We start from the raw sequence: 19,526 nt of genomic DNA on the forward strand, positions 1-19,526 counted from the left end.
CGGCTTTTAGCCTTCTTCGGAAGACGGTCCCGGCTCTGCGCTGCGCTCCGGCCGGGATGACGCCTGTTCGATCAGCGCCTCGATCTCGGCGCGTCCTGTCGGAAACCCCGCCTCGACCCACGCCTCCTCGGCGTGCTTGAGCGCGCGGCCGAGCGCCCGGCCTTCAAGCCCGAGCGCCTTGAAATCGTCGGCGGCGATCGGAAATTTCGGCGCGCGCCAGCGGTCGGACAGCGCGATCGCGGCGTTCCAGTCGCCGCCTCCTAAAGCAGTGAGCCGCGCGCGGTCTCGATAGGCTTGCGGTCCGAGCCGGTAGAGCGCGCGTTTGGCCGCAGGCTCGTCTGCAGGATCGAGCCGGGGCGTCATGTCGCCGATCGCCTCCAGGCGCCGGCTCTCCGCATTCGACAGCCGCAGGCGCTCCTTGAGCCTCAAGGCGTCTTCGCTGACGAACTGAGACAGCGCCGCGAGCCGAAGCAGAGCGTCGGGCGCTTCGCGGTCGGCATCAACGAAACGGGCGAAATGCGCGGTCCGCGGAACTCCGCCGACCAGCGGCGTCAACAGCCCCGCGCCCGCCATCTCGGCGACCGTCTCGGATGCGCCACGCGCCGCCAAAAGCTTCAGCAGCTCCGCCCTCACCCGCTCGGCGGAGAGCAGGCTCAGGCCGTCGCGCTCGGCGATCGCGGCCGCGAGCCCCTCGGCGTCGGGCGGCCCTTCGGCGAAGCGGGCGTGAAACCGAAAGAACCGCAAGGTGCGCAGATAATCCTCGCGGATGCGCTGGCGCGCGTCGCCGATGAAGCGCACGCGCCGGGCGGCGAGATCCGCGAGCCCTCCGACATGGTCGTGCACCACGCCGTCGCGCGACAGGAAAAGGCCGTTGATCGTGAGATCGCGGCGCGCCGCGTCCTCGGCCCAGTCGCGCGTGAAGGCGACGGTCGCGCGGCGTCCGTCGGTCTCGACGTCGCGGCGCAACGTCGTGACCTCGAACGGCTTGCCGGAGATCACGACGGTGACGGTACCGTGCTCGAGCCCGGTCGGAACGACCTTCCATCCGGCGGCCATGGCGCGCCGCGTCGTCTCTTCCGGAAGCGCCGTGGCGGCGACGTCGACGTCGCCGAGTTCAATCCCGAGCAACGCGTCGCGCACCGCGCCGCCGTTGACCCGCGCCTCCTCGCCTTCGGCGTCGAGGACTGCGAGGAGATCGCGAAGCGGCGGTTCGCGAAGCCAGTCGGCGCCGTCGAGCCGGGCGACGGCCGCCGTCATTTCTTGTCGGGCTCGATGATCTTGCCCGGCACGAACACGCCGTTCTCCATATGCGCCGGCACGTAGAGCGAACGCGTCGAGCCGCCTGTCGTGAGGGCGAGCAACGCGAGGCTCCCGAGCGTGATGGCGACGGCCGCCGCGACGAGCCATGCGAGCGGCACCCCGCGCCAGTGCTCGGGCGCGCGCCAGCCGCGCTTAGTGAAATGCAGCCACAGCGCATAGGCGACGAAGGGCGACAGCGCGAGAAGAAGCTGGAACGCGATGCGGCTCATGGGCCGTAGAGCCTTTCATAGAGGTTCTTCAGCATGCCCGCGGTCACGCCCCAGATGTTCCGGTCGCCCCAGGGCATGTGGTTGATCTCCCGCAGGCCGCCCTGCCACTCCCGCATCTCGACCCGATGGTTCTCGGGTCGCATGAGGAAGTCGAGCGGAACCTCGAACGCGTCCTCGACCTCGCCGGGCGCCAGCGTCATCCCGTAGCCCGGCGCGATCTCCGCCACCACGCCCACGATCCCGAATCCCGAATTCGTGACGTAGAGGTCGAGATAGCCGAGCGGCGTGACGAAGGCCGGGTCCAGTCCGATCTCCTCGTTCGCCTCGCGCAGGGCGGTCGCAAGCGGCGAGGCGTCCTGCGGCTCGCGCTTGCCGCCGGGAAAGGCGACCTGACCGGGGTGGACAGGCAGATGCTTGGCGCGCTGCGTAAAGAGCAGCTGCGGCTCCTGCCGCGCCACCACGCCGATCAGCACGGCGGCGGCGCGCGGAATCCGGTCCGGCGCGAGCAGCGCGAATTCGCCGATCGGAACCGTATCGGGATCGTCGGGATCGGGCGGCGCGCCGAGCAGCCTTTCGGAGGCGCGCGCGCGGAAATCAGCGAGCGACAAGGCTTCGGCGAGCGTCATGCCGATGCGCCGGCCATCGGAAAGAACGCGCCGCCGGCCCAGACGCCCAAGGCTCCGTCCTTCTCCTCGGCGAGATCCACGAGGTCGTAGACCGCCGAGCGCGCGAGCAGCGCCCAGAGATCGTGGCGCACGCGGACATAGGGGCGGAACCCGCCGCCGGCGTCCTCCTCGAACCGAAGCTCGTGGTCCGGCCCGGCGTCGACGGTCTCGTCGACATTCGTGCGAAAGCGGATCCGGCGGCCGGCGCCCTCCCCCTCGCTCGCCATCTCGACGGCGACGAACGGCGCGTCCTCGACCGTGATGGAGAGCTTTTCGGCGGGAGTCACCAGCACGAAGCCGTCCGGATCCTTGCGCAGCACGGTCGAGAACAGCTTGACGAGCGCCGGCCGGCCGATCGGGGAGCCGTTGTAGTCCCAGGTTCCGTCTGCGTGAACGACGATGTCGATCTCGCCGCAATGCGCCGGATTCCATTTGTGCACCGGCGCCGGTCCGCGCGTGCATGCGGCCCGAGCGGCCTCCGCAAGCGCCTGCATACGCTGTGATCCGACGGCGATTTCGTCCGAAGTCACGATCTCTCGACGCTCCTGGCGCTTCGGGCTCGCCGGCCCAACTGTCTGGCCCAAGCCTTGCTCCCGCCGCTTTCGGCGGATCGGGTTGAACTTAAGGCCTGATCGGGCCGTGGATAAGGGCCGGGCGCCGGCCGCCCGTTAACGGCTCCGCATTCGCGGGGCTTGCAAAGCGGGCGAGACGGTCGTCCGATGAGCGTGCGACGCGCAGGCTGACCGCGAAGGAGACTCGCCTTGATGCAACAGGCCGAAGCCGCGACCGACCTCGACGCCGCGATCGTCCGAAACGCCGAGGCCATCGGCGGACATGTGGCGGCGGCGCGCGCGGCGATCGGCGAGATCATCTTCGGCCAGGACAAGGTCGTGGACCATGCGCTGCTCACGGTGCTCTGCGGCGGCCACGCGCTGCTGGTCGGCGTCCCGGGCCTCGCCAAGACCAAGCTCGTCGACACCATGGGCGTGGTTCTCGGCCTCGACGCCCGGCGCGTCCAGTTCACCCCCGACCTCATGCCCTCCGACATTCTCGGCTCCGAGGTCCTGGAGGAGGATCCGACCGGCAAGCGCTCGTTCCGCTTCGTGCGCGGTCCGGTGTTCGCCCAGCTTCTGATGGCCGACGAGATCAACCGCGCGAGCCCGCGCACCCAGTCGGCGCTGCTGCAGGCGATGCAGGAATATCACGTCACGGTCGCGGGCCAGCGCCACGACCTGCCGCGCCCCTTCCATGTGCTCGCGACCCAGAACCCGCTCGAGCAGGAGGGCACCTATCCGCTGCCCGAGGCGCAGCTCGACCGCTTCCTCCTGCAGATCGACGTCGACTATCCCGACCGCGACGCCGAACGCCGCATCCTGCTCGCGACGACGGGAGCGGACGAGGTCAAGGCGCGCCCCGCCCTCTCCTCCGACGACCTGATGAGCGCGCAGCGCCTCGTCAGGCGCCTGCCCGTGGGAGAAAGCGTCGTCGAGGCGATCCTCGACCTCGTGCGCTCCGCGCGGCCCGAGACCGCCGACAAGACGATCGCCGAAAAGATCGCCTGGGGCCCCGGCCCGCGCGCCAGCCAGTCGATGATGCTCGCGGTGCGCGCCCGCGCGCTGCTCGACGGACGGTTCGCGCCCTCGATCGACGACGTCGCGGCGCTGGCCGAGCCGATCCTGAAGCACCGCATGGCGCTGACCTTCTCCGCGCGTTCGTCGGGCGACACGCTGTCGGGCGTCATCGCCCGGCTCGTCGAGCGGCTCGGCTGACGCGAATGGCGGTCCGCGCCGGGCTCGTCGACCCCTCGGAAGCCGCGATCACGATGCGGCACGAGGAGGCGGCGCTCGGCCTCGCCTCCGCCCTGCCGCGCCTTCTGGTCGCGGCGCGGCGCGCCTCCGCCACCGTGGTGCACGGCCTCCACGGCCGCAGGCGCTCCGGCGTGGGCGAGAACTTCTGGCAGTTCCGCCGCTTCAACGAAGGCGACGTGCCCGGCCGCATCGACTGGCGCCGTTCGGCGCGCGACGAGCATCTCTACATCCGCGAGCAGGAGTGGGAGGCCGCCCACACGGTCTGGCTCTGGATCGACCGCTCGCGCAGCATGGCGTTTCGATCGAGCCTGTCCGACGTCACCAAGCTCGAGCGCGCCGTCGTGCTCGGCCTGGCGGTCGCCGACCTTCTGGTGCGCGGGGGAGAGCGCGTCGGGCTCCTGGGCCTCACGCGCCCGACCGCGAGCCGCCTCGCGATCGAGAAGCTCGCCGAAGCGCTGGTCCACGCCGAGGACGACGCCAACCATCTGCCGCCGCCCGCCGCTCCGATCGCGCGGCTCGCCGAGGCGGTGCTGATCGGCGACCTGCTTGCGCCGGAGGAGGAGATCGCCGCCACCGTCGCCGCCCTCGCCGGACGCGGGGGACGGGGGCACATGGTCATGATCGTGGATCCCGTCGAAGAGACCTTCCCCTTTTCCGGCCGCACCGAATTTCTCGACCCCGACGCCTCGGTGAAGCTCGTGGCCGGCCGCGCGGAGGAGTGGCGGGCGGGCTACGAGGCGCGCCTCGCGCGCCACCGCGCGGCGCTCGCCGACATCGCGCGCCGCCGCGGCTGGACGCTGACGATCCACCGCACCGACCGTCCGGCCACCGAGCCGTTGCTCGCCCTCCACGCCCGCCTCGGCGAGGCCGAACGATGAGCGCGCTCCCGCTGGCCTTCCTCGCGCCCTGGATGCTGACGGCGCTGATCGCGCTGCCGGCGCTCTGGCTGCTGCTGCGCCTCACGCCGCCGCGCCCGCGCACCGTCGACTTCCCGCCGCTTCGCCTGCTGCTCGACGTCGTGGCCAAGCGCGAGACCCCGGCCCGCACGCCATGGTGGCTGCTGCTGCTGCGCCTCGGGCTCGCCGCGCTGCTGATCTTCGCGCTGGCGAAGCCGATCCTGAACCCGCCGCCGGCCGCGAGCTCCGGCTCGGGGCCGCTGCTGCTCGTCGTCGACAATGGCTGGGCGGCGGCGTCCGAATGGGACGCCCGCCTCGCCGCGGCCGAAGGCGCGCTCCAGTCGGCGGGCGATCAGGGACGCCCCGTCGCGCTGCTCGCGACCGCCGAGCCGCCGCGCGAGATCGGCCTCGGAACCGCGGAGGCCGCAATCGAGCGGCTCCGGGTGCTGTCGCCCGAACCCTTCGTCGCCGACCGCCGCCAGCTTCTGCCCGCCGTGGAGGCGTTCCTGAAAGCGCATGCGACCGCGGACGCGGTCTGGATCTCCGACGGGTTGGCGGGCGGCGAGGCCCGCGCCTTCGCCGAGGGCCTGAGGGCGGCGCTCGGGGGCCGCCCGCTCTCGGTCCGGATTGATCCGACGGGCTCGGCCCGGGCGCTCGCGGCGGCCGAGAACACGCCGGGCGCGATGACCGTCAAGGCGCTGCGGGCCGAAGCCTCCGGCGCGGAGCCGCTGCGCGTGCGCGCTTCCGACCTGCGGGGCCGTCCGCTCGCCGAGGTCGACGCGGCCTTCGCGGTCGGCGCGCGGGACGCGACCGCGTCGTTCCAGCTCCCGGTGGAGCTCCGGAACGACATCGCGCGGCTCGAACTCGTCGGCGCCAAGACCGCCGGCGCCGTCCAGCTGCTCGACCAGCGCTCGAAGCGTCGGTCGATCGGCCTCGTCACCGGCGCGACCGCCGACGTCGCCCAGCCGCTGCTCTCGCCGGTCTACTACGTCAACCGCGCGCTCAAGCCTTTCGCGGACGTGCGAGAGGCGCAGGGCCAGGGGCCGAGCCAGGCCGTCGAGCAGTTCGTGGCGGACAAGCTGCCGGTCATCCTGCTCGCCGACGTCGGCGCGCTGACGCGCGAGGCGCAGGACGCGTTGACGCGCTGGGTCCGGGGCGGCGGCGTGCTGATCCGCTTCGCAGGTCCGCGCCTTGCGGCGGCGCCGCAGGACGAGCTCTCGCCCGTGCGCCTTCGCCAGGGCGGCCGCATTCTCGGCGGCGCGCTCGCCTGGGAGACGCCGCAGCCGCTTTCTTCCTACGCAGCCGACAGTCCGTTCGCGCCGCTCGTTCCGCCGAAGGACGTCACCGTCACCCGTCAAGTGCTCGCCGAGCCCGACGCCGACCTGCCGGACCGGGTGTGGGCGACGCTCGGCGACGGCACGCCGCTCGTCACCGCCGTAAAGCAGGACCGGGGGCTCAGCGTGCTCTTTCATGTGACCGCGGACACGCGCTGGTCGAACCTGCCGCTTTCTGGCGCGTTCGTGGACATGCTGCGCCGGATCGTCGACCTTGCGGGTTCGAACCCGCCCCCCGCCAAGCCCGAAGGCGCGGCCGCGGGACAACCGGCCGCCGGCGAGGCCGCGCAGGCGCCTGCGCCGCGCGCCCAGACCCTGCCCCCGACGCGCACGCTCGACGGCTTCGGCGCCTTCCGCAGTCCACCCGCCACCGCCAAGCCGGTCTCGGTCGACGGCCGCGCCGCCGCGACGCGCGACAACCCTCCGGGCTTCTACGGGCCCGTCGACGCGGGAATCGCGGTCAATCTGCTGCCCCCCGACGCCGCCCTCGCTCGGCTCGACCTCTCGGGTCTCGACGCCGGCGTCGCGCCCGTGGTCGCCGTCGAGCCGACGCCTGTCGCGCCTTGGCTGTTCACCGCCGCGGCGCTGCTCGCGATCCTCGACAGCCTCGTTGTCTTCCTGCTGGCCGGCGGCCTCGCGCTCATCGGCCGGACGCCCCGCGGCGCGGCCAAGGCCGGGGCCGCCGTCGTCCTGCTCGCGGCCTGCGGCCTCGCTCTGGCGGCCGGTCCCGCGCTGGCTCAGACAGCCGCCGAGCGGCCGCCGGCGGCGACGAAGAAGCAGCCGATCGACGAACGTTTCGCGCTCGAGGCGACGCTCTCCACGCGCCTCGCCTATGTGGCGACCGGAGACCGCGACGTCGACCGCGTCTCGAAGGCAGGCCTTGAAGGCCTCACCCAGACGCTCGCCGAACGCACGGCGCTCGAGCCCGGGACGCCGATGGCGGTCGATCCGGCCAAGGACGAGCTCTCCTTCTTCCCGCTGATCTACTGGCCCGTCACCGACCGCGCGGCGCAGCTCTCCCCTGAGACGCTTGCGCGCGTCGACGCCTACATGAAGCAGGGCGGCACGATCCTGTTCGACACCCGCGACGCGCTGACCGCCGGAACCGGCGGCCCGCAGAACGAGGCGCTCCGCCGCCTGCTCGACGGGCTCGACGTGCCGGCGCTGGAGAAGGCCCCGAAGGAGCACGTCCTGACCAAGGCTTTCTATCTGCTCGACGATTTCCCCGGCCGCTATTCCGGAAGCCCGCTCTGGGTCGAGGCGCTGCCGCCGGCCGACGAAGGCGAGGACCGACCGGCGCGCGCCGGCGACGGCGTCTCGCCGGTGCTCATCTCTTCCGCGGACTTCGCCGGCGCATGGGCGGTCGGGGCCGACGGCATGCCGCTGTTCCCGACCTCTTCCGACGAACGCCAGCGCGAGATGGCCTACCGCGTCGGAATCAACATCGTGATGTACACGCTGACCGGCAACTACAAGGCTGATCAGGTCCACGTTCCTGCGCTGCTCGAGAGGCTCGGGCAGTGATGAGCATCGACGTCGACTTCGCCCCGCTCATCCCCCTGCCCGCGCTTCTGGCCCTCGCCTTCGCCGGGATCGTGGTGGCGGGCCTCTGCATCTTCGGCAAGACCCGCGGCGCATGGCTTCGCGCCGGCGCGATCGCGTGTCTGCTGATCGCGCTCGCCAACCCGTCCTTCACCCGCGAGGACCGCGAGACGCTGACCAACGTGCTGCCCGTGGTGGTGGATCGCTCCGGCAGCCAGTCGCTCGACGGCCGCAACCGCCAGACCGACGAGGCGCGCCGGCAGCTCGAGGCGCGGCTCTCCGGCCTCAAGGACACCGAGGTTCGCTGGATCGAGGCGGGCCAGGACGGCTCGGCGAGCGACGGCACCGAGCTCTTCGCCGCGCTTCGCAACGGCCTCGCGGACGTGCCGCCCGAGCGCGTCGCCGGCGCCCTGTTCGTCACAGACGGCGTGGTCCACGACGTTCCCGGCGCGGCGCGCGACCTCGGGTTTTCGGCTCCGATCCACGCTTTGATCACCGGGCGCCCCGACGAGCGCGACCGGCGCGTCGCTCTGACGCTCAGCCCCCGTTTCGGCATCGTCGGCCAGACCCAGCGCATCGGCTTCCGCATCGAGGAGGTCGGCGACGGCCTTGGCCGCCCGGTTCCCGTCACGATCCGCCGCGACGGCGAGATCATCGACCGCGTCGAGGCGCTGCCGGGCCAGACCACGACGATCGAGGCTCCGGTCGCCCATCCCGGCGTCAACTTCATCGAAATCGAGGCGGAGGACGCCGGGCGCGAGATCACCACCGTCAACAACCGCGCGGTCGTGCCGATCGACGGCGTGCGCGAGAAGCTGCGGGTGCTGCTGGTCTCGGGCGAGCCGCATGCGGGCGAGCGCACCTGGCGCAACCTTCTCAAGGCCGACGCCTCGGTCGACCTCGTGCATTTCACCATTCTCCGTCCGCCGGAAAAACAGGACGGCACGCCGATCAACGAGCTCTCGCTCATCGCCTTCCCGACCCGCGAGCTGTTCTCCCAGAAGATCGACGAGTTCGACCTCATCATCTTCGACCGCTACGCCCGTCAGGGCATCCTGCCGATCGTCTATTTCGACAACATCGCGCGCTATGTGCGCGACGGCGGCGCGGTTCTGGTCGCGGGCGGCCCGGATTACTCGGAGCCGGGCTCGCTCTACGAGACTCCGCTCTCCGCGGTGCTCCCGGCAGAGCCCATGGGCGGCGTGGTGGAGCGCCAGTTCAAGGCGGCGCTCTCCGAGGTCGGCCGCAAGCATCCGGTGACGCGGGGGCTTCCGGGCTCCGAGCAAAACCCGCCCAGCTGGGCGCCCTGGTTCCGCATGGTCGACTCGCGCCTTCGCGAAGGCGATGCGGTGCTGCAGGGGCCGGAGGAGCGTCCGCTGCTCGTGCTCGCCCGCGAGGAGAAGGGCCGCGTCGCCCTGCTGCTGTCCGACCACGCCTGGCTCTGGGCCCGTGGCTTCGACGGCGGCGGCCCGCATGTCGACCTGCTGCGCCGGCTGTCGCACTGGCTCATGAAGGAGCCGGACCTCGAGGAAGAGGCGCTGCGCGCGAAAGCGACTGGCAGGACCGTCACCTTCGAACGCCAGACCCTGAAGGACGAGGCCGCGCCCGTGACGGTGACGCTGCCGAACGGCCAGTCGCGCGAGATCGCGCTTGCGCAGGAGGAGCCCGGCCTCTGGCGCGCGACCTTCGAGACGCCCGAACTCGGCCTCCATCGCGTGACCGACGGCACGTTCTCGACGCTCGTGAACGTCGGCCCGCCGAACCCGCGCGAATTCACCGAAGTCGCGAGCACCGAGCGCCGGCTCGGCCCGCTTGCGTCGCAGACCGGCGGTTCGACCCGCCGGCTGGAGCCCGAGCCCGGCGCCGCGATCGACGTGCCGCGGATCGTGCCAGTCTCGGCCGGCGCGCGCGCCTCGGGAGCCGACTGGATCGGCGTCCGGCAGGCGGAGGCGAGCGTCGTCCGCGGCATCGGCATCCTGCCGATCTTCGCCGGGATCCTCGGCCTCATCCTGCTGCTCGGCGCCTTCGCCGCCACTTGGGCGCGCGAGGGGCGCTGAGGACGGTCGTCCCATAATTCGGGCTCGAACCTCGCCGTCATGCGCGGCCGAGCCGGACATCCACGGCTTCTTCGCAAGGCGCCGCACGAGCCGAAGTCTTGGATACCCGCGCGAAGGCGGAGGGCATGACGAAAGGTCATGAGAGAAGGCGGCGGCGTAGCGCCTTCCGCTCGAGAGGGGGTGGCGTTTCGCCCCCAAACCGTGGATATGCGGAGCGTTGACCCGGGGAACACGCGATGGGCTTCGCGCTCGACGTCTCGCAGCACTTTCTGCTCGCCGCCGCGGCGTTCTTCTCGATCATCAACCCGATCGGGGGCGCGCTGATCTTCGCGCAGGTGACCGCCGACCGGACCCATGAAGAGCGCAAGGCGCTCGCGCGCCGCATCGGATTCTACGCCGAGGGCGTGCTGCTCTGTTCGCTCTGGGTCGGGGCGTCGGTGCTCGCCTTCTTCGGCATCACTATCGCGGCGCTGAAGATCGCCGGCGGCCTCGTGGTGGCGGCTTCGGCCTGGCGCATGCTCACCGCGCCGGAAGCCCACGAAGACCGCAAGCAGAGCCAGGCGGACGACGCGATCGGCCAGCCCGACATCGCCTTTTATCCGCTGACAATGCCGCTCACGACGGGCCCGGGCACCATCGCGGTCGCGATCGCGCTCGGCGCGAACCGTCCGGCCGAGGGTGCGGCCTTCGCGGCTTTCGCCATCGGGGCGTCGCTCGCGGCGATCGCGAACGCGATCGCGATCTGGCTCGCTTACAGCTGGGCCGACTGGATCACGGGGCTTCTCGGCCCGGGCGGCGTGCGGGTCATCGGCCGGCTCGCGGCCTTCATCCTGCTCTGCGTCGGCGTGCAGATCACGCTGAACGGCGTCCTCGACGTCTTCCGGATGGCCGGAATCGGCTCGTCGGCTTGATTCGCACGGGCGATGTCCGATTAAACGACGGGAACCCGAGGAGTTTCCATGTCGTTCGCCCGCATGCGCGTCGCCCTGAACGCGCTCATATGCGCTCTGCTGCTCGCGACCCCCGGCCCGCTCGGCCTCACGACGCCGGCGTTCGCCCAAACGCCCGGCTACGGACACGCGCGCGGCTCGGCGCTTCCGCCAACGGCTCAGGAGAAGGAGGAATCCTGCGGCCGCGGCAAGGCCACGACCGACTTCGGCTGGCGGGTCGTCGGGTTCGGCGTCGACACGCTCAAATATCTGATCGGGCTTTTCATCATCCCGATCGGCCTGTTCCTCGTCGTCGTCGGCTGGCTGCTGCAGATGGTCGAGGCGGTGGTCTGCTGAGGCCTCAGAACGCTTTCCAGGCCCGCCCGCCGACGGTTTCGGCGGCGCCGGCCGCGAGCTCGCGCCACAGCATGCGGGCGGGATCGACCGGGCCCGGCATCGTCACCCGCCCCTCGGGGATCCGCGCGAACCCCATGCGCGCGTAATAGGGCTCGTCGCCGACCAGCATCACGAGCCGATGGCCGGCGGCGGCCGCAGCCTCGAGCGAGGCGTGGATCAGCGCGCGCCCTATGCCCCGGTTCATGAAGGCGGGATCGACGACGAGAGGTCCCAACAACTGGACGGAGGCCCCGCCGATGGTGATCGGCGTCATCCGGTTGGAGCCGACGAGCAGCGTGCCGACCTGGGCCGTAAAGGACAGCTGCGGATCGAAGGCCACGCCCTCGCGCAACCGATAGGCCGAGCGCGCATAGCGGCCGGGGCCGAAGGCGCGCTCCTGAAGACGTTCGATCGCAGGCCCGTCGGCGGGCTGCTCGTGCAGGATGGTCAGCGGAAGGGAGGTCATGTCGGCGCTCGCACGCGGATCTCGTTCGGTCCGGCCGTCCGAGCGCCCGGCGGGCGTGCGGTCAGCCGCGCGTATTCGGCACCTGAAGGCGCCGCGCGGAGCGTCGTCGGAGAAGGAGCGGCGTGACGTCGTGCATGACGGCCGGGCGCATATCATGCGGCGACCCGGAACGCCAGCGGGACCGGCGAGAACGGACGAGCCGCGCGCCGCTCGACGGCGCGCGGCCACGACAGGACGTCAGTTCGAGCGGCAGCTGCCGGTCTTCGTGGTCTCCTTGTCGCCGTCGTCATAGGCGATGCTGAGCCGTTCTCCCGAAAGCGCCGTGATCCTCCCGCGGTACCAGCCCTGGCCCTTCCAGTTGCACTCGACCTTCGAGCCGACCCGCCAGTCGTAGTCGCGGACCTGGTTCGACGGGCGCGTCTCGCGCGTGCCGTCATCGTAGGCCACGGTCACCTTTCCGCCGGACACGCTCTCCACCACGCCCGGAAACCAGTGTTCGCCGCCCTTCCACTGGGCCAGCACCCAATCCCCCTTCGAGAACGCGGCGGCGGGCGATGACGCCGCCAGACCAAGAGCGATCCCTGCAATCAGACCACGCATGTCGATTTTCCCCGATGGCGCGTGAGCGCGCCGCCGCAATCACGTGAAAATGCGTGAACGGGAGTCAATCGAGATCATCGGCGGAGGGGGAGCGGTCCGAGTGACTTTTTCGCGACGCGCCCTCGCATGCGAGCGCCCTATGTCGGCCCTGCACAGGGAGAGTTGAGCATGGGTCTGCTGGTCGACGGCAAGTGGCAGGACAAGTGGTACGACACGTCGAAATCCGGCGGCCGCTTCGAACGGCAGGCCTCGCAGTTCCGCAACTGGGTGACGTCCGACGGCGCCGCGGGCCTGAGCGGGGAGGCCGGCTTCAAGGCCGAGGCCGGGCGGTACGCGCTCTATGTCTCGCTCGCCTGCCCCTGGGCGCACCGCACGCTGATCTTCCGGAAGCTGAAGGGGCTCGAGAACCTCATCGACGTCTTCGTCGTCGACCCGCGCATGGGCGCGGAAGGCTGGACGTTCGGCGACTTTCCCGGCGCCTCGGCGCAGGGTGAGCATGGCGAGGCGCGGCTCTACGAGCTCTATCTCAGGGCCGCCCCCGACGCGACGACGCGCGTGACGGTGCCCGTGCTCTGGGATCGCGAGCGCAAGACGATCGTTTCGAACGAGAGCGCCGAGATCATCCGCATGTTCAACAGCGCCTTCGACGCGCTGACGGGGAACGATCGCGACCTCTACCCCGAGCCCCTGCGGGCCGGGATCGACGCGCTGAACGATCGCGTCTACGAGCGGGTCAACAACGGCGTCTATCGCGCGGGCTTCGCCACGAGCCAGGAAGCCTATGAGGAGGCCTTCGACGCGCTGTTCTCCGAACTCGACGCGCTCGACGAACGGCTGGCGGGCCAGCGCTATCTGATGGGTTCGGCTCTCACCGAGGCGGACGTGCGCCTCTTCACGACGCTCGCGCGCTTCGACGCCGTCTATGTCGGGCATTTCAAGTGCAACAAGCGCCGGATCGCCGACTACGCGAACCTCTCGGGCTATCTGCGCGACCTGTTCCAGGCCGCCGGCTTCGGAGAGACGGTCGACCTGGCGCATATCAAGACGCACTATTACTGGTCGCACACGACCATCAATCCGACGCGGGTGATCCCTAAGGGACCGAAGCTGGATTTTTCCGCGCCGCACGGACGGCAGGGTCTGGGGTAAGCGCCCCCGCTCTTGTCCCGGACTCGATCCGGGACCCAGAACCGAGACGGTTCAAGGAAGGAACGGCGCGCGGTTCGCAACTTTCGGAAACGGCGTCGGCTCTGGGTCCCGGATCGATTCCGGGACAAGACGAGTCCTCACCACCGCCCGTCGCTCTCCGCCTCGCCGTAAAGCTCCGCGAGCCGTCGGCGCGTCGCGGGCGTCGTGTCAGCCGGCAAAGCGTCGAGCGAAAACCAGCCCCGCTCGGCGATCTCGCGATTGGGCGCGGGCTCTGGCCCTCGCTCGAAACGATCGACCCGGAACAGCGCCACATGGTCCCGACCGCCGAACGCAGGGTTGAAGTAGAGCCCGGCGAGAACGAGCCGCTCCGCCCGAAGCCCCGTCTCTTCGATCAATTCCCGCGCAGCCGACGTCGCGGCCGTCTCTCCCACCTCGACGCCGCCGCCCGGCAGATGCCAGCCCGGCGCATAGCCGTGTCGGACGAGCATGACCCTGCCCTCCCCGTCGCGCGCCGCGACACGCACGCCGAGCGTCATGCCGCGCCGCGCGCGGCCCCAGCGGGCGACGACCGCGCGCACGAGCTTCGACTTGAACATGTTTGGGTCATCTCCCGCTCATCCCGCCGCGCAGGATATCATCGCGCCGGCGTGGAAAAGGCGTGGCGGGCGTGGCCGATCCCCCTATAACGGCGCGCGATGACCGTCATCGCCCACTTCTCCGATCCGCATCTCGGTCCGCTGCCGAGCTTTTCGCCCATCGACCTGCTGTCGAAGCGGGGTCTCGGCGCCATCAACTATCTGCGCCGGCGAAGGCGCTGGCACGACATGCGGGTGCTCGACCTGCTGGTCGCCGACGTCGTCGACGAGGCGCCGGACGCGGTCGCCGTCACGGGCGACCTCACCAATCTTGGCCTCGAGGGCGAGTTCCTGCCGGCGGCGCTGTTCCTCGGCCGGCTCGGCCCGCCCGAGAAGGTCGCGGCGATTCCCGGAAACCACGACGCCTATGTGCGCAACGTCGCGGGCGCGCCCGCGCGGGTGTGGGGCGCGCATATGTCGGGCGACGACGGGCGCGTGGGCTTTCCTTACGTGCGTCGCCACGGGCTCGTCGCCTTGATCGGGCTGTCGTCGGCGGTGCCCACCTATCCGCTCGCGGCCACCGGCGAGGTCGGCGCGATCCAGCGCGACGCGCTCGGTCCCCTGCTCAGGAGCCTGAAGGACGAGGGTTTTTTCCGCATCGTGCTGGTGCATCACCCGGTGGCGGAGGACGGCACGCCCTGGCTGCGGCGCCTGCGCGACGCCGCGGAGCTGCGCGAGATCATCGCCCGCGAAGGCGCCGAGCTCGTGCTGCACGGCCACAACCACGAGCCCGCGAGGGCCGCGATTCCGGGGCCCGACGGCGAGGTGCCGGTGATCGCGGTGCCGTCCTGCTCCACCGGATTGCTCAGCCACGAGCCGCTTGCGGCCTACAACCTCTACCAGGTCTCGGGCGAGGCCGGCCGCTGGGAGTGCGAATGCGTCACCCGCGGCTTCACCCGCGAGGGCGACATCAAGGAAACGGACCGGTTCAAGGTGGCGTGAGGCGCCCCTTGTCCCGGACTTGATCCGGGACCCAGAACCGACAGCGTCAGGAAATGGCTGCGAACGGCGGCGTCCTCTTTTGAGGCCCTGTCGGTTCTGGGTCCCGGATCAAGTCCGGGACAAGGGCGGCGGCGTTTCCCGCGCGCTACAGCGGCAGCATTCCCTTCGCGGACGCGATGATCAGCGCGCCGACCGCAAGCGCCCCGATCCCTGCTCCGAGACCGAACGCGAACAGGAACGCCACGACCCCGAGCAGGCGGCGGCGGCCGGACGGCGGCGCGGCGGTTTGCGCGGCGGATGCGGCGGCTTGTGTCTCGGCGGGCGCGGATGCCGTCATCGTGCGGGCGACCTCGATCGGTTGAGTTTCTTGGACTGCGCGCTCGTCGTCGACGAGCAGGCGCTCGCGTTCGACGAGGCGGCGGGCGACATAGGCCGTCACCGCCTCGACGATCGGCTCGACCTCGGCGCTTTCGGCGAGGCAGATCCGGCCGCGGCGTCCGTCCCGCATCACCCGATAAGTGCGCCGGTCGCGCCCCATCTCGACGAACGTCACCATGTCGACGAAGAGCCGCGGACGTTCGCCGGGCGCGAGCCCGACGTCGAAGATGTCGACGTCCTCGGGCGCGGCCGCAAACACCGGCTCGAGCGCCTCTTGAAGGATCTCCAGTCGCGCGATCTCGGCCTGGCGCAAGTCCATCACCACGTCGGTCTGCTCGGCGGCTTCGACGCGGGCGCGGCGGAGCGCGGCCTGAAGCGCGGACGAGGCCGCGCTCCTGGCGTCGGGCGGCCCATCCTCGCTCGGCGTGTCCAGCATCCCGGAAATCTAGCCGGTCTGAAGGCGTTCCGGGAGTCCGGCGTCACGCCTCTTCGACGATCGCCAGCAGGTCCTTCGCGTCGACCGGCGTGCCGGGCGAGACCAGCACCTCCTTGGCCACGCCGCCGCGCTCGGCGTGGAGCGCGGTCTCCATCTTCATCGCCTCGATCGAGCAGATGACGTCGCCCTGCGCGACGCTCTGCCCCTGCTTGACCGCGACGGTGGAGATGACGCCCGGCATGGGAGCCGCGACATGGGCGGGATTGCCTTCCTCGGCCTTCCGACGCGCCTCGCGCACGTTCGCGGCGGAGCGGTTCGGCACCTTGACGATGCGCGGCTGGCCGTTGAGCTCGAAGAAGACCTTCACCTGGCCCTCCTCGTCGGTCTCGCCGACGCCCAGGCACCGGATCACAAGCGTCTTTCCGCGCTCGATCTCGACCGAGATCTCCTCGCCTGAGGGGAGGCCGTAGAAGAAGGTCGGCGTCGGCAGACAAGAGACCGGGCCGTATTTCTTCTCCGCGAGCGCGAAGTCGACGAACACCTTCGGGTACATGAGGTACGAGGCGAGTTCGGCGTCGGAGATTTTCCGGTCGACCTTGCCCTCGGCCTCCGCGCGCACGGCGTCGAAGTCGGCCGGCGGCATCAGTTCGCCGGCGCGCACCGTGAGGGGCTTTTCGCCCTTCAGCACCTTCTTCTGGATCTTCTCCGGAAAGCCTCCGGGCGGCTGGCTGAGCTCGCCCTTCATCAGCTGCACGACGCTTTCGGGGAACGACACCTCGACGTCCGGGTTCTCGACGTCCTCTCGCGTCAGGCCCGCCGAGACCATCACCAGCGCCATGTCGCCCACCACCTTGGAGGTCGGCGTCACCTTCACAACGTCGCCGAACATGTCGTTGACGTCGCGATAGGTCTTGGCGACCTCCGACCAGCGGTTCTCGAGACCCATGGAGCGGGCCTGCTCCTTGAGGTTCGTGAACTGCCCGCCGGGCATCTCGTGCAGATAGACTTCCGATGCCGGCGCCAGCAGGTTGCTCTCGAAGGCCGCGTATTGCGCCCGCGCCGCCTCCCAGTAGAGCGAGATCGCCCGGATCGCCTCCATGTCGAGGCCGGTGTCGCGCTCGCCGCCTTTGAGCGTCGCCACCAGCGAGCCGATGCAGGGCTGCGAGGTCATGCCTGAAAGCGCGTCCATGGCGCTGTCGACGGCGTCGGCGCCCGCCTCGATCGCGACCAGCAGCGTCGCGGCCGAAAGGCCCGATGTGTCGTGCGTGTGGAGGTGCAGGGGCAGCGAGACCTCTTCGCGCAGCGCCTTGATCAGGATCCCGGCGGCCGAGGGCTTCAGCAGTCCGCCCATGTCCTTCACGCACAGAACATGCGCGCCGGCCCTCTCGAGCTCCTTGGCGAGCGTCACATAGTATTTGAGGTCGTATTTGGGACGGCTCGCATCCAGCAGGTCCGCCGTGTAGCAGATCGAGCCCTCGCAGAGTTTCCCGACCTCGTTCACCGCGTCGATCGTGACGCGCATGTTCTCGATCCAGTTGAGGCAGTCGAACACGCGGAAGACGTCCATCCCCTCCCGCGCCGACTGCTCGATGAACCGCTTCACGACATTGTCCGGATAGTTCGCGTAGCCGACGCCGTTCGAGCCGCGCACGAGGCACTGCAGCAGCAGGTTCGGCGCGCCCTCGCGGATCTTGGCGAGGCGCTCCCACGGGTCTTCGGTCAGGAAGCGCATCGCGACGTCGAAGGTCGCGCCGCCCCAGCATTCGAGGCTTAAGAGCTGCGGCATGCCCGAGGCGTAGGAGCCGGCGACCGCCGCGATGTCGGCGGTGCGCATGCGCGTCGCGAGCAGCGACTGATGCGCGTCGCGCATGGTGGTGTCGGTGATGAGGACGCGCTTCTGGTCGCGCATCCATTCGCCGAACTTCTTCGGCCCCAGCTTCTCAAACAGCTGGCGGGAGCCGGGCGGCACTTCGCCCGCCCCGCGGCCGACCTTGGCCGGAAGCTCGCTGCCGCCGGTGGGCGCGCCCGCGCCGAGATCGATCGGCGCGCCCTTGGCCTCGGCGAAGAGCGGCGGCACGGGCTTCGGCGCGCCGGACTTGGGCTTGGCGCGGTCCTTGGTTTCGGGATGGCCGTTCACCGTGACGTCGGCGACGTAGGTGAGAAGCCGTGTCGCGCGGTCCTGCCGCTTCTCGAAGGCGAACAGTTCTTTCGTGTCGTCGATGAAGCGCGTGGTCACTTCGCCGGCGAGGAAGATCGGGTGTTCGACCACATTCTCGAGGAAGGCGAGGTTTGTCGCGACCCCGCGGATGCGGTATTCGCGGATCGCGCGGCTCATGCGCTTGGCGGCCTCTTCGGCCGTCGGCGCCCAGGCGGTGACCTTTTCGAGCAGCGGATCGTAGAAGCGCGTGATGACCGCGCCCGAATAGGCGGTGCCGCCGTCGACGCGGATGCCAAAGCCCATGGCGCCGCGATAGGCCGAGATGCGGCCATAGTCCGGGATGAAGTTGTCTTCCGGGTTTTCGGTCGTGATGCGGCACTGGAGAGCGTGGCCGTTGAGCGCAAGCTCGGCCTGCACCGGCACGCCGCTTTCGGGCGTCCCGATGGCTGCGCCTTCCAGCACCTTGATCTGAGCCTTCACGATATCCACGCCGGTGACCACCTCGGTCACCGTGTGCTCGACCTGGATACGCGGATTGACCTCGATGAAGTAGAAGGCGCCCGTATCGGCGTCCATCAGGTACTCGACCGTGCCCGCGCCGACATAGTCGGTGGCCTTCGCGATCCGGAGCGCGCTGGCGCAGAGCTCCTCGCGGGTCTTCTCGTCGAGGTAAGGGGCCGGCGCGCGCTCCACGACCTTCTGGTGGCGGCGCTGCACCGAGCAGTCGCGCTCGAACAGGTGCACGGCGTTTCCGTGCCGGTCGCCGAGGATCTGCACCTCGACGTGGCGGGCCTTCTCGACCAGCTTCTCGAGATAGACGTCGTCCTTGCCGAAGGCGGACTTAGCCTCGCGCTTGGCGTTCTTCACTTCCTGGGGAAGCTTGTCGAGGTCGCGGATCACCCGCATGCCGCGCCCGCCGCCGCCCCATGAGGCCTTCAGCATCACGGGCAGGCCGATCTCCTGCGCCAGCCGCTTGATCTCGGCGTCGTCGTCGGGGAGCGGGTCAGTCGCGGGCATCACCGGCACGTCGACGCTGATCGCGAGGTTGCGGGCCGCCACCTTGTTGCCGAGCGCCTTCATGGTGGCCGGGCTCGGGCCGATGAAGGTGATGCCGGCCTCCGCGCAGGCCTCGGCGAATTCCGGGCTTTCCGACAGGAAGCCGTAGCCCGGATGGATCGCGTCGACGCCGGCGTCGGTGGCGACGCGGATCACCTCGGGGATCGAGAGATAGGCTTCGAGCGGCCCCATGCCGCGGCCGACCTGATAGGCCTCGTCGGACTTGAAGCGGTGAAGCGAAAGCTTGTCCTCCTCCGCGTAGATCGCGACCGTCCGGATCCCGAGCTCGGCGGCCGCGCGAAACACGCGGATCGCGATCTCGGAGCGGTTTGCGACGAGGAGCTTCGTGATCTTGGCCGGGACGACGGTCATGGAGCGCTCGCGATGGCTGGGACGGCGGACGCCGGCGCCGAAAACGCCGACGATCCGGCCAGTCTTCGCAATTGCGAAGAGACTCGCAAGTCCAGTGATACGCCCCTGGTCGAGTCTTATACAAGACTTGATGCAGGGGCGGGCTCAGCCAGACATTTTTCGGAAGGGCAGGCCCTTT

Annotated in this window: 17 protein-coding genes; 8 read left to right on the forward strand and 9 right to left on the reverse strand. The window is 70.3% G+C overall.

All coding sequences use genetic code 11. The features are described 5' to 3' along the window. Positions 1-6 precede the first annotated feature (6 nt). The 4 genes from ACFOWB_RS22640 to ACFOWB_RS22655 are packed head-to-tail and all read right to left on the reverse strand — an operon-like array spanning position 7 to position 2,688. A complete protein-coding gene (locus tag ACFOWB_RS22640) occupies positions 7-1,257 on the reverse strand; it encodes a CCA tRNA nucleotidyltransferase (RefSeq protein WP_378149535.1) in 1,251 nt (416 codons plus the stop codon). Beyond that, a complete protein-coding gene (locus tag ACFOWB_RS22645) occupies positions 1,254-1,529 on the reverse strand; it encodes a DUF6111 family protein (RefSeq protein WP_261404603.1) in 276 nt (91 codons plus the stop codon). The genes ACFOWB_RS22640 and ACFOWB_RS22645 overlap by 4 nt, the downstream gene beginning before the upstream one ends. Next, positions 1,526-2,155, reverse strand: coding sequence for an NUDIX hydrolase (locus ACFOWB_RS22650; RefSeq protein WP_378149538.1), 630 nt, complete (start codon positions 2,153-2,155; stop codon positions 1,526-1,528). The genes ACFOWB_RS22645 and ACFOWB_RS22650 overlap by 4 nt, the downstream gene beginning before the upstream one ends. Beyond that, a complete protein-coding gene (locus ACFOWB_RS22655; protein WP_261405677.1) occupies positions 2,152-2,688 on the reverse strand; it encodes a DUF1285 domain-containing protein in 537 nt (178 codons plus the stop codon). The genes ACFOWB_RS22650 and ACFOWB_RS22655 overlap by 4 nt, the downstream gene beginning before the upstream one ends. A gap of 270 nt (positions 2,689-2,958) precedes the next feature. On the opposite strand from ACFOWB_RS22655, the gene ACFOWB_RS22660 reads away from it, so the two are divergent. The 6 genes from ACFOWB_RS22660 to ACFOWB_RS22685 all read left to right on the forward strand — a co-directional run bounded on the left by ACFOWB_RS22660 (position 2,959) and on the right by ACFOWB_RS22685 (position 11,117). Beyond that, positions 2,959-3,963, forward strand: a complete 1,005-nt coding sequence (locus tag ACFOWB_RS22660) for an AAA family ATPase (protein WP_378149540.1) — start codon at positions 2,959-2,961, stop codon at positions 3,961-3,963. Between the two features lie 5 nt (positions 3,964-3,968). After that, a complete protein-coding gene (locus ACFOWB_RS22665) occupies positions 3,969-4,880 on the forward strand; it encodes a DUF58 domain-containing protein (RefSeq protein WP_378149542.1) in 912 nt (303 codons plus the stop codon). Next, positions 4,877-7,756 carry a DUF4159 domain-containing protein gene (locus ACFOWB_RS22670; RefSeq protein ID WP_378149544.1) on the forward strand — a complete coding sequence of 960 codons (2,880 nt, stop codon included), beginning with the start codon at positions 4,877-4,879 and terminating at the stop codon, positions 7,754-7,756. Before ACFOWB_RS22665 ends, ACFOWB_RS22670 begins: the two co-directional genes overlap by 4 nt. After that, entirely contained in the window at positions 7,756-9,831 is a 2,076-nt protein-coding gene (locus tag ACFOWB_RS22675) for a hypothetical protein (RefSeq protein ID WP_378149546.1), read from the forward strand. The genes ACFOWB_RS22670 and ACFOWB_RS22675 overlap by 1 nt, the downstream gene beginning before the upstream one ends. Before the next feature lie 236 nt (positions 9,832-10,067). After that, the gene (locus tag ACFOWB_RS22680; protein ID WP_261404604.1) at positions 10,068-10,742 is read left to right on the forward strand and encodes a MarC family protein; all 675 of its coding nucleotides are present in this window, start codon (positions 10,068-10,070) and stop codon (positions 10,740-10,742) included. Between the two features lie 48 nt (positions 10,743-10,790). Further along, positions 10,791-11,117, forward strand: coding sequence for a hypothetical protein (locus ACFOWB_RS22685; protein ID WP_261404605.1), 327 nt, complete (start codon positions 10,791-10,793; stop codon positions 11,115-11,117). A gap of 4 nt (positions 11,118-11,121) precedes the next feature. Here the strand turns inward: ACFOWB_RS22685 and ACFOWB_RS22690 are convergent, their stop codons facing one another. Next, positions 11,122-11,622, reverse strand: coding sequence for a GNAT family N-acetyltransferase (locus ACFOWB_RS22690; RefSeq protein ID WP_261404606.1), 501 nt, complete (start codon positions 11,620-11,622; stop codon positions 11,122-11,124). A gap of 237 nt (positions 11,623-11,859) precedes the next feature. After that, complete coding sequence (locus ACFOWB_RS22695; RefSeq protein WP_261404607.1) at positions 11,860-12,222, reverse strand: tudor domain-containing protein; 363 nt, start codon at positions 12,220-12,222, stop codon at positions 11,860-11,862. A gap of 168 nt (positions 12,223-12,390) precedes the next feature. On the opposite strand from ACFOWB_RS22695, the gene ACFOWB_RS22700 reads away from it, so the two are divergent. Continuing rightward, complete coding sequence (locus tag ACFOWB_RS22700) at positions 12,391-13,371, forward strand: glutathione S-transferase family protein (protein WP_378149550.1); 981 nt, start codon at positions 12,391-12,393, stop codon at positions 13,369-13,371. Between the two features lie 137 nt (positions 13,372-13,508). Here ACFOWB_RS22700 and ACFOWB_RS22705 read toward each other — a convergent pair whose 3' ends face one another. Further along, positions 13,509-13,967, reverse strand: a complete 459-nt coding sequence (locus ACFOWB_RS22705; protein ID WP_261404608.1) for an NUDIX domain-containing protein — start codon at positions 13,965-13,967, stop codon at positions 13,509-13,511. Positions 13,968-14,066: 99 nt separating this feature from the next. Between ACFOWB_RS22705 and ACFOWB_RS22710 the strand changes: the two genes are divergently transcribed. Beyond that, entirely contained in the window at positions 14,067-14,948 is an 882-nt protein-coding gene (locus tag ACFOWB_RS22710) for a metallophosphoesterase family protein (protein ID WP_378149553.1), read from the forward strand. Positions 14,949-15,093: 145 nt separating this feature from the next. On the opposite strand, the gene ACFOWB_RS22715 is transcribed toward ACFOWB_RS22710, so the two are convergent. Together ACFOWB_RS22715 and pyc are read right to left on the reverse strand one after the other, a co-directional pair. Further along, complete coding sequence (locus tag ACFOWB_RS22715) at positions 15,094-15,762, reverse strand: hypothetical protein (protein ID WP_378149555.1); 669 nt, start codon at positions 15,760-15,762, stop codon at positions 15,094-15,096. Between the two features lie 43 nt (positions 15,763-15,805). Then, the gene (pyc, locus tag ACFOWB_RS22720) at positions 15,806-19,348 is read right to left on the reverse strand and encodes a pyruvate carboxylase (protein WP_378149557.1); all 3,543 of its coding nucleotides are present in this window, start codon (positions 19,346-19,348) and stop codon (positions 15,806-15,808) included. Positions 19,349-19,526 lie beyond the last annotated feature (178 nt).

The sequence above is a fragment of the Chenggangzhangella methanolivorans genome, assembly GCF_042648545.1.
Taxonomy (GTDB): Bacteria; Pseudomonadota; Alphaproteobacteria; order Rhizobiales; family Methylopilaceae; genus Methylopila; species Methylopila methanolivorans.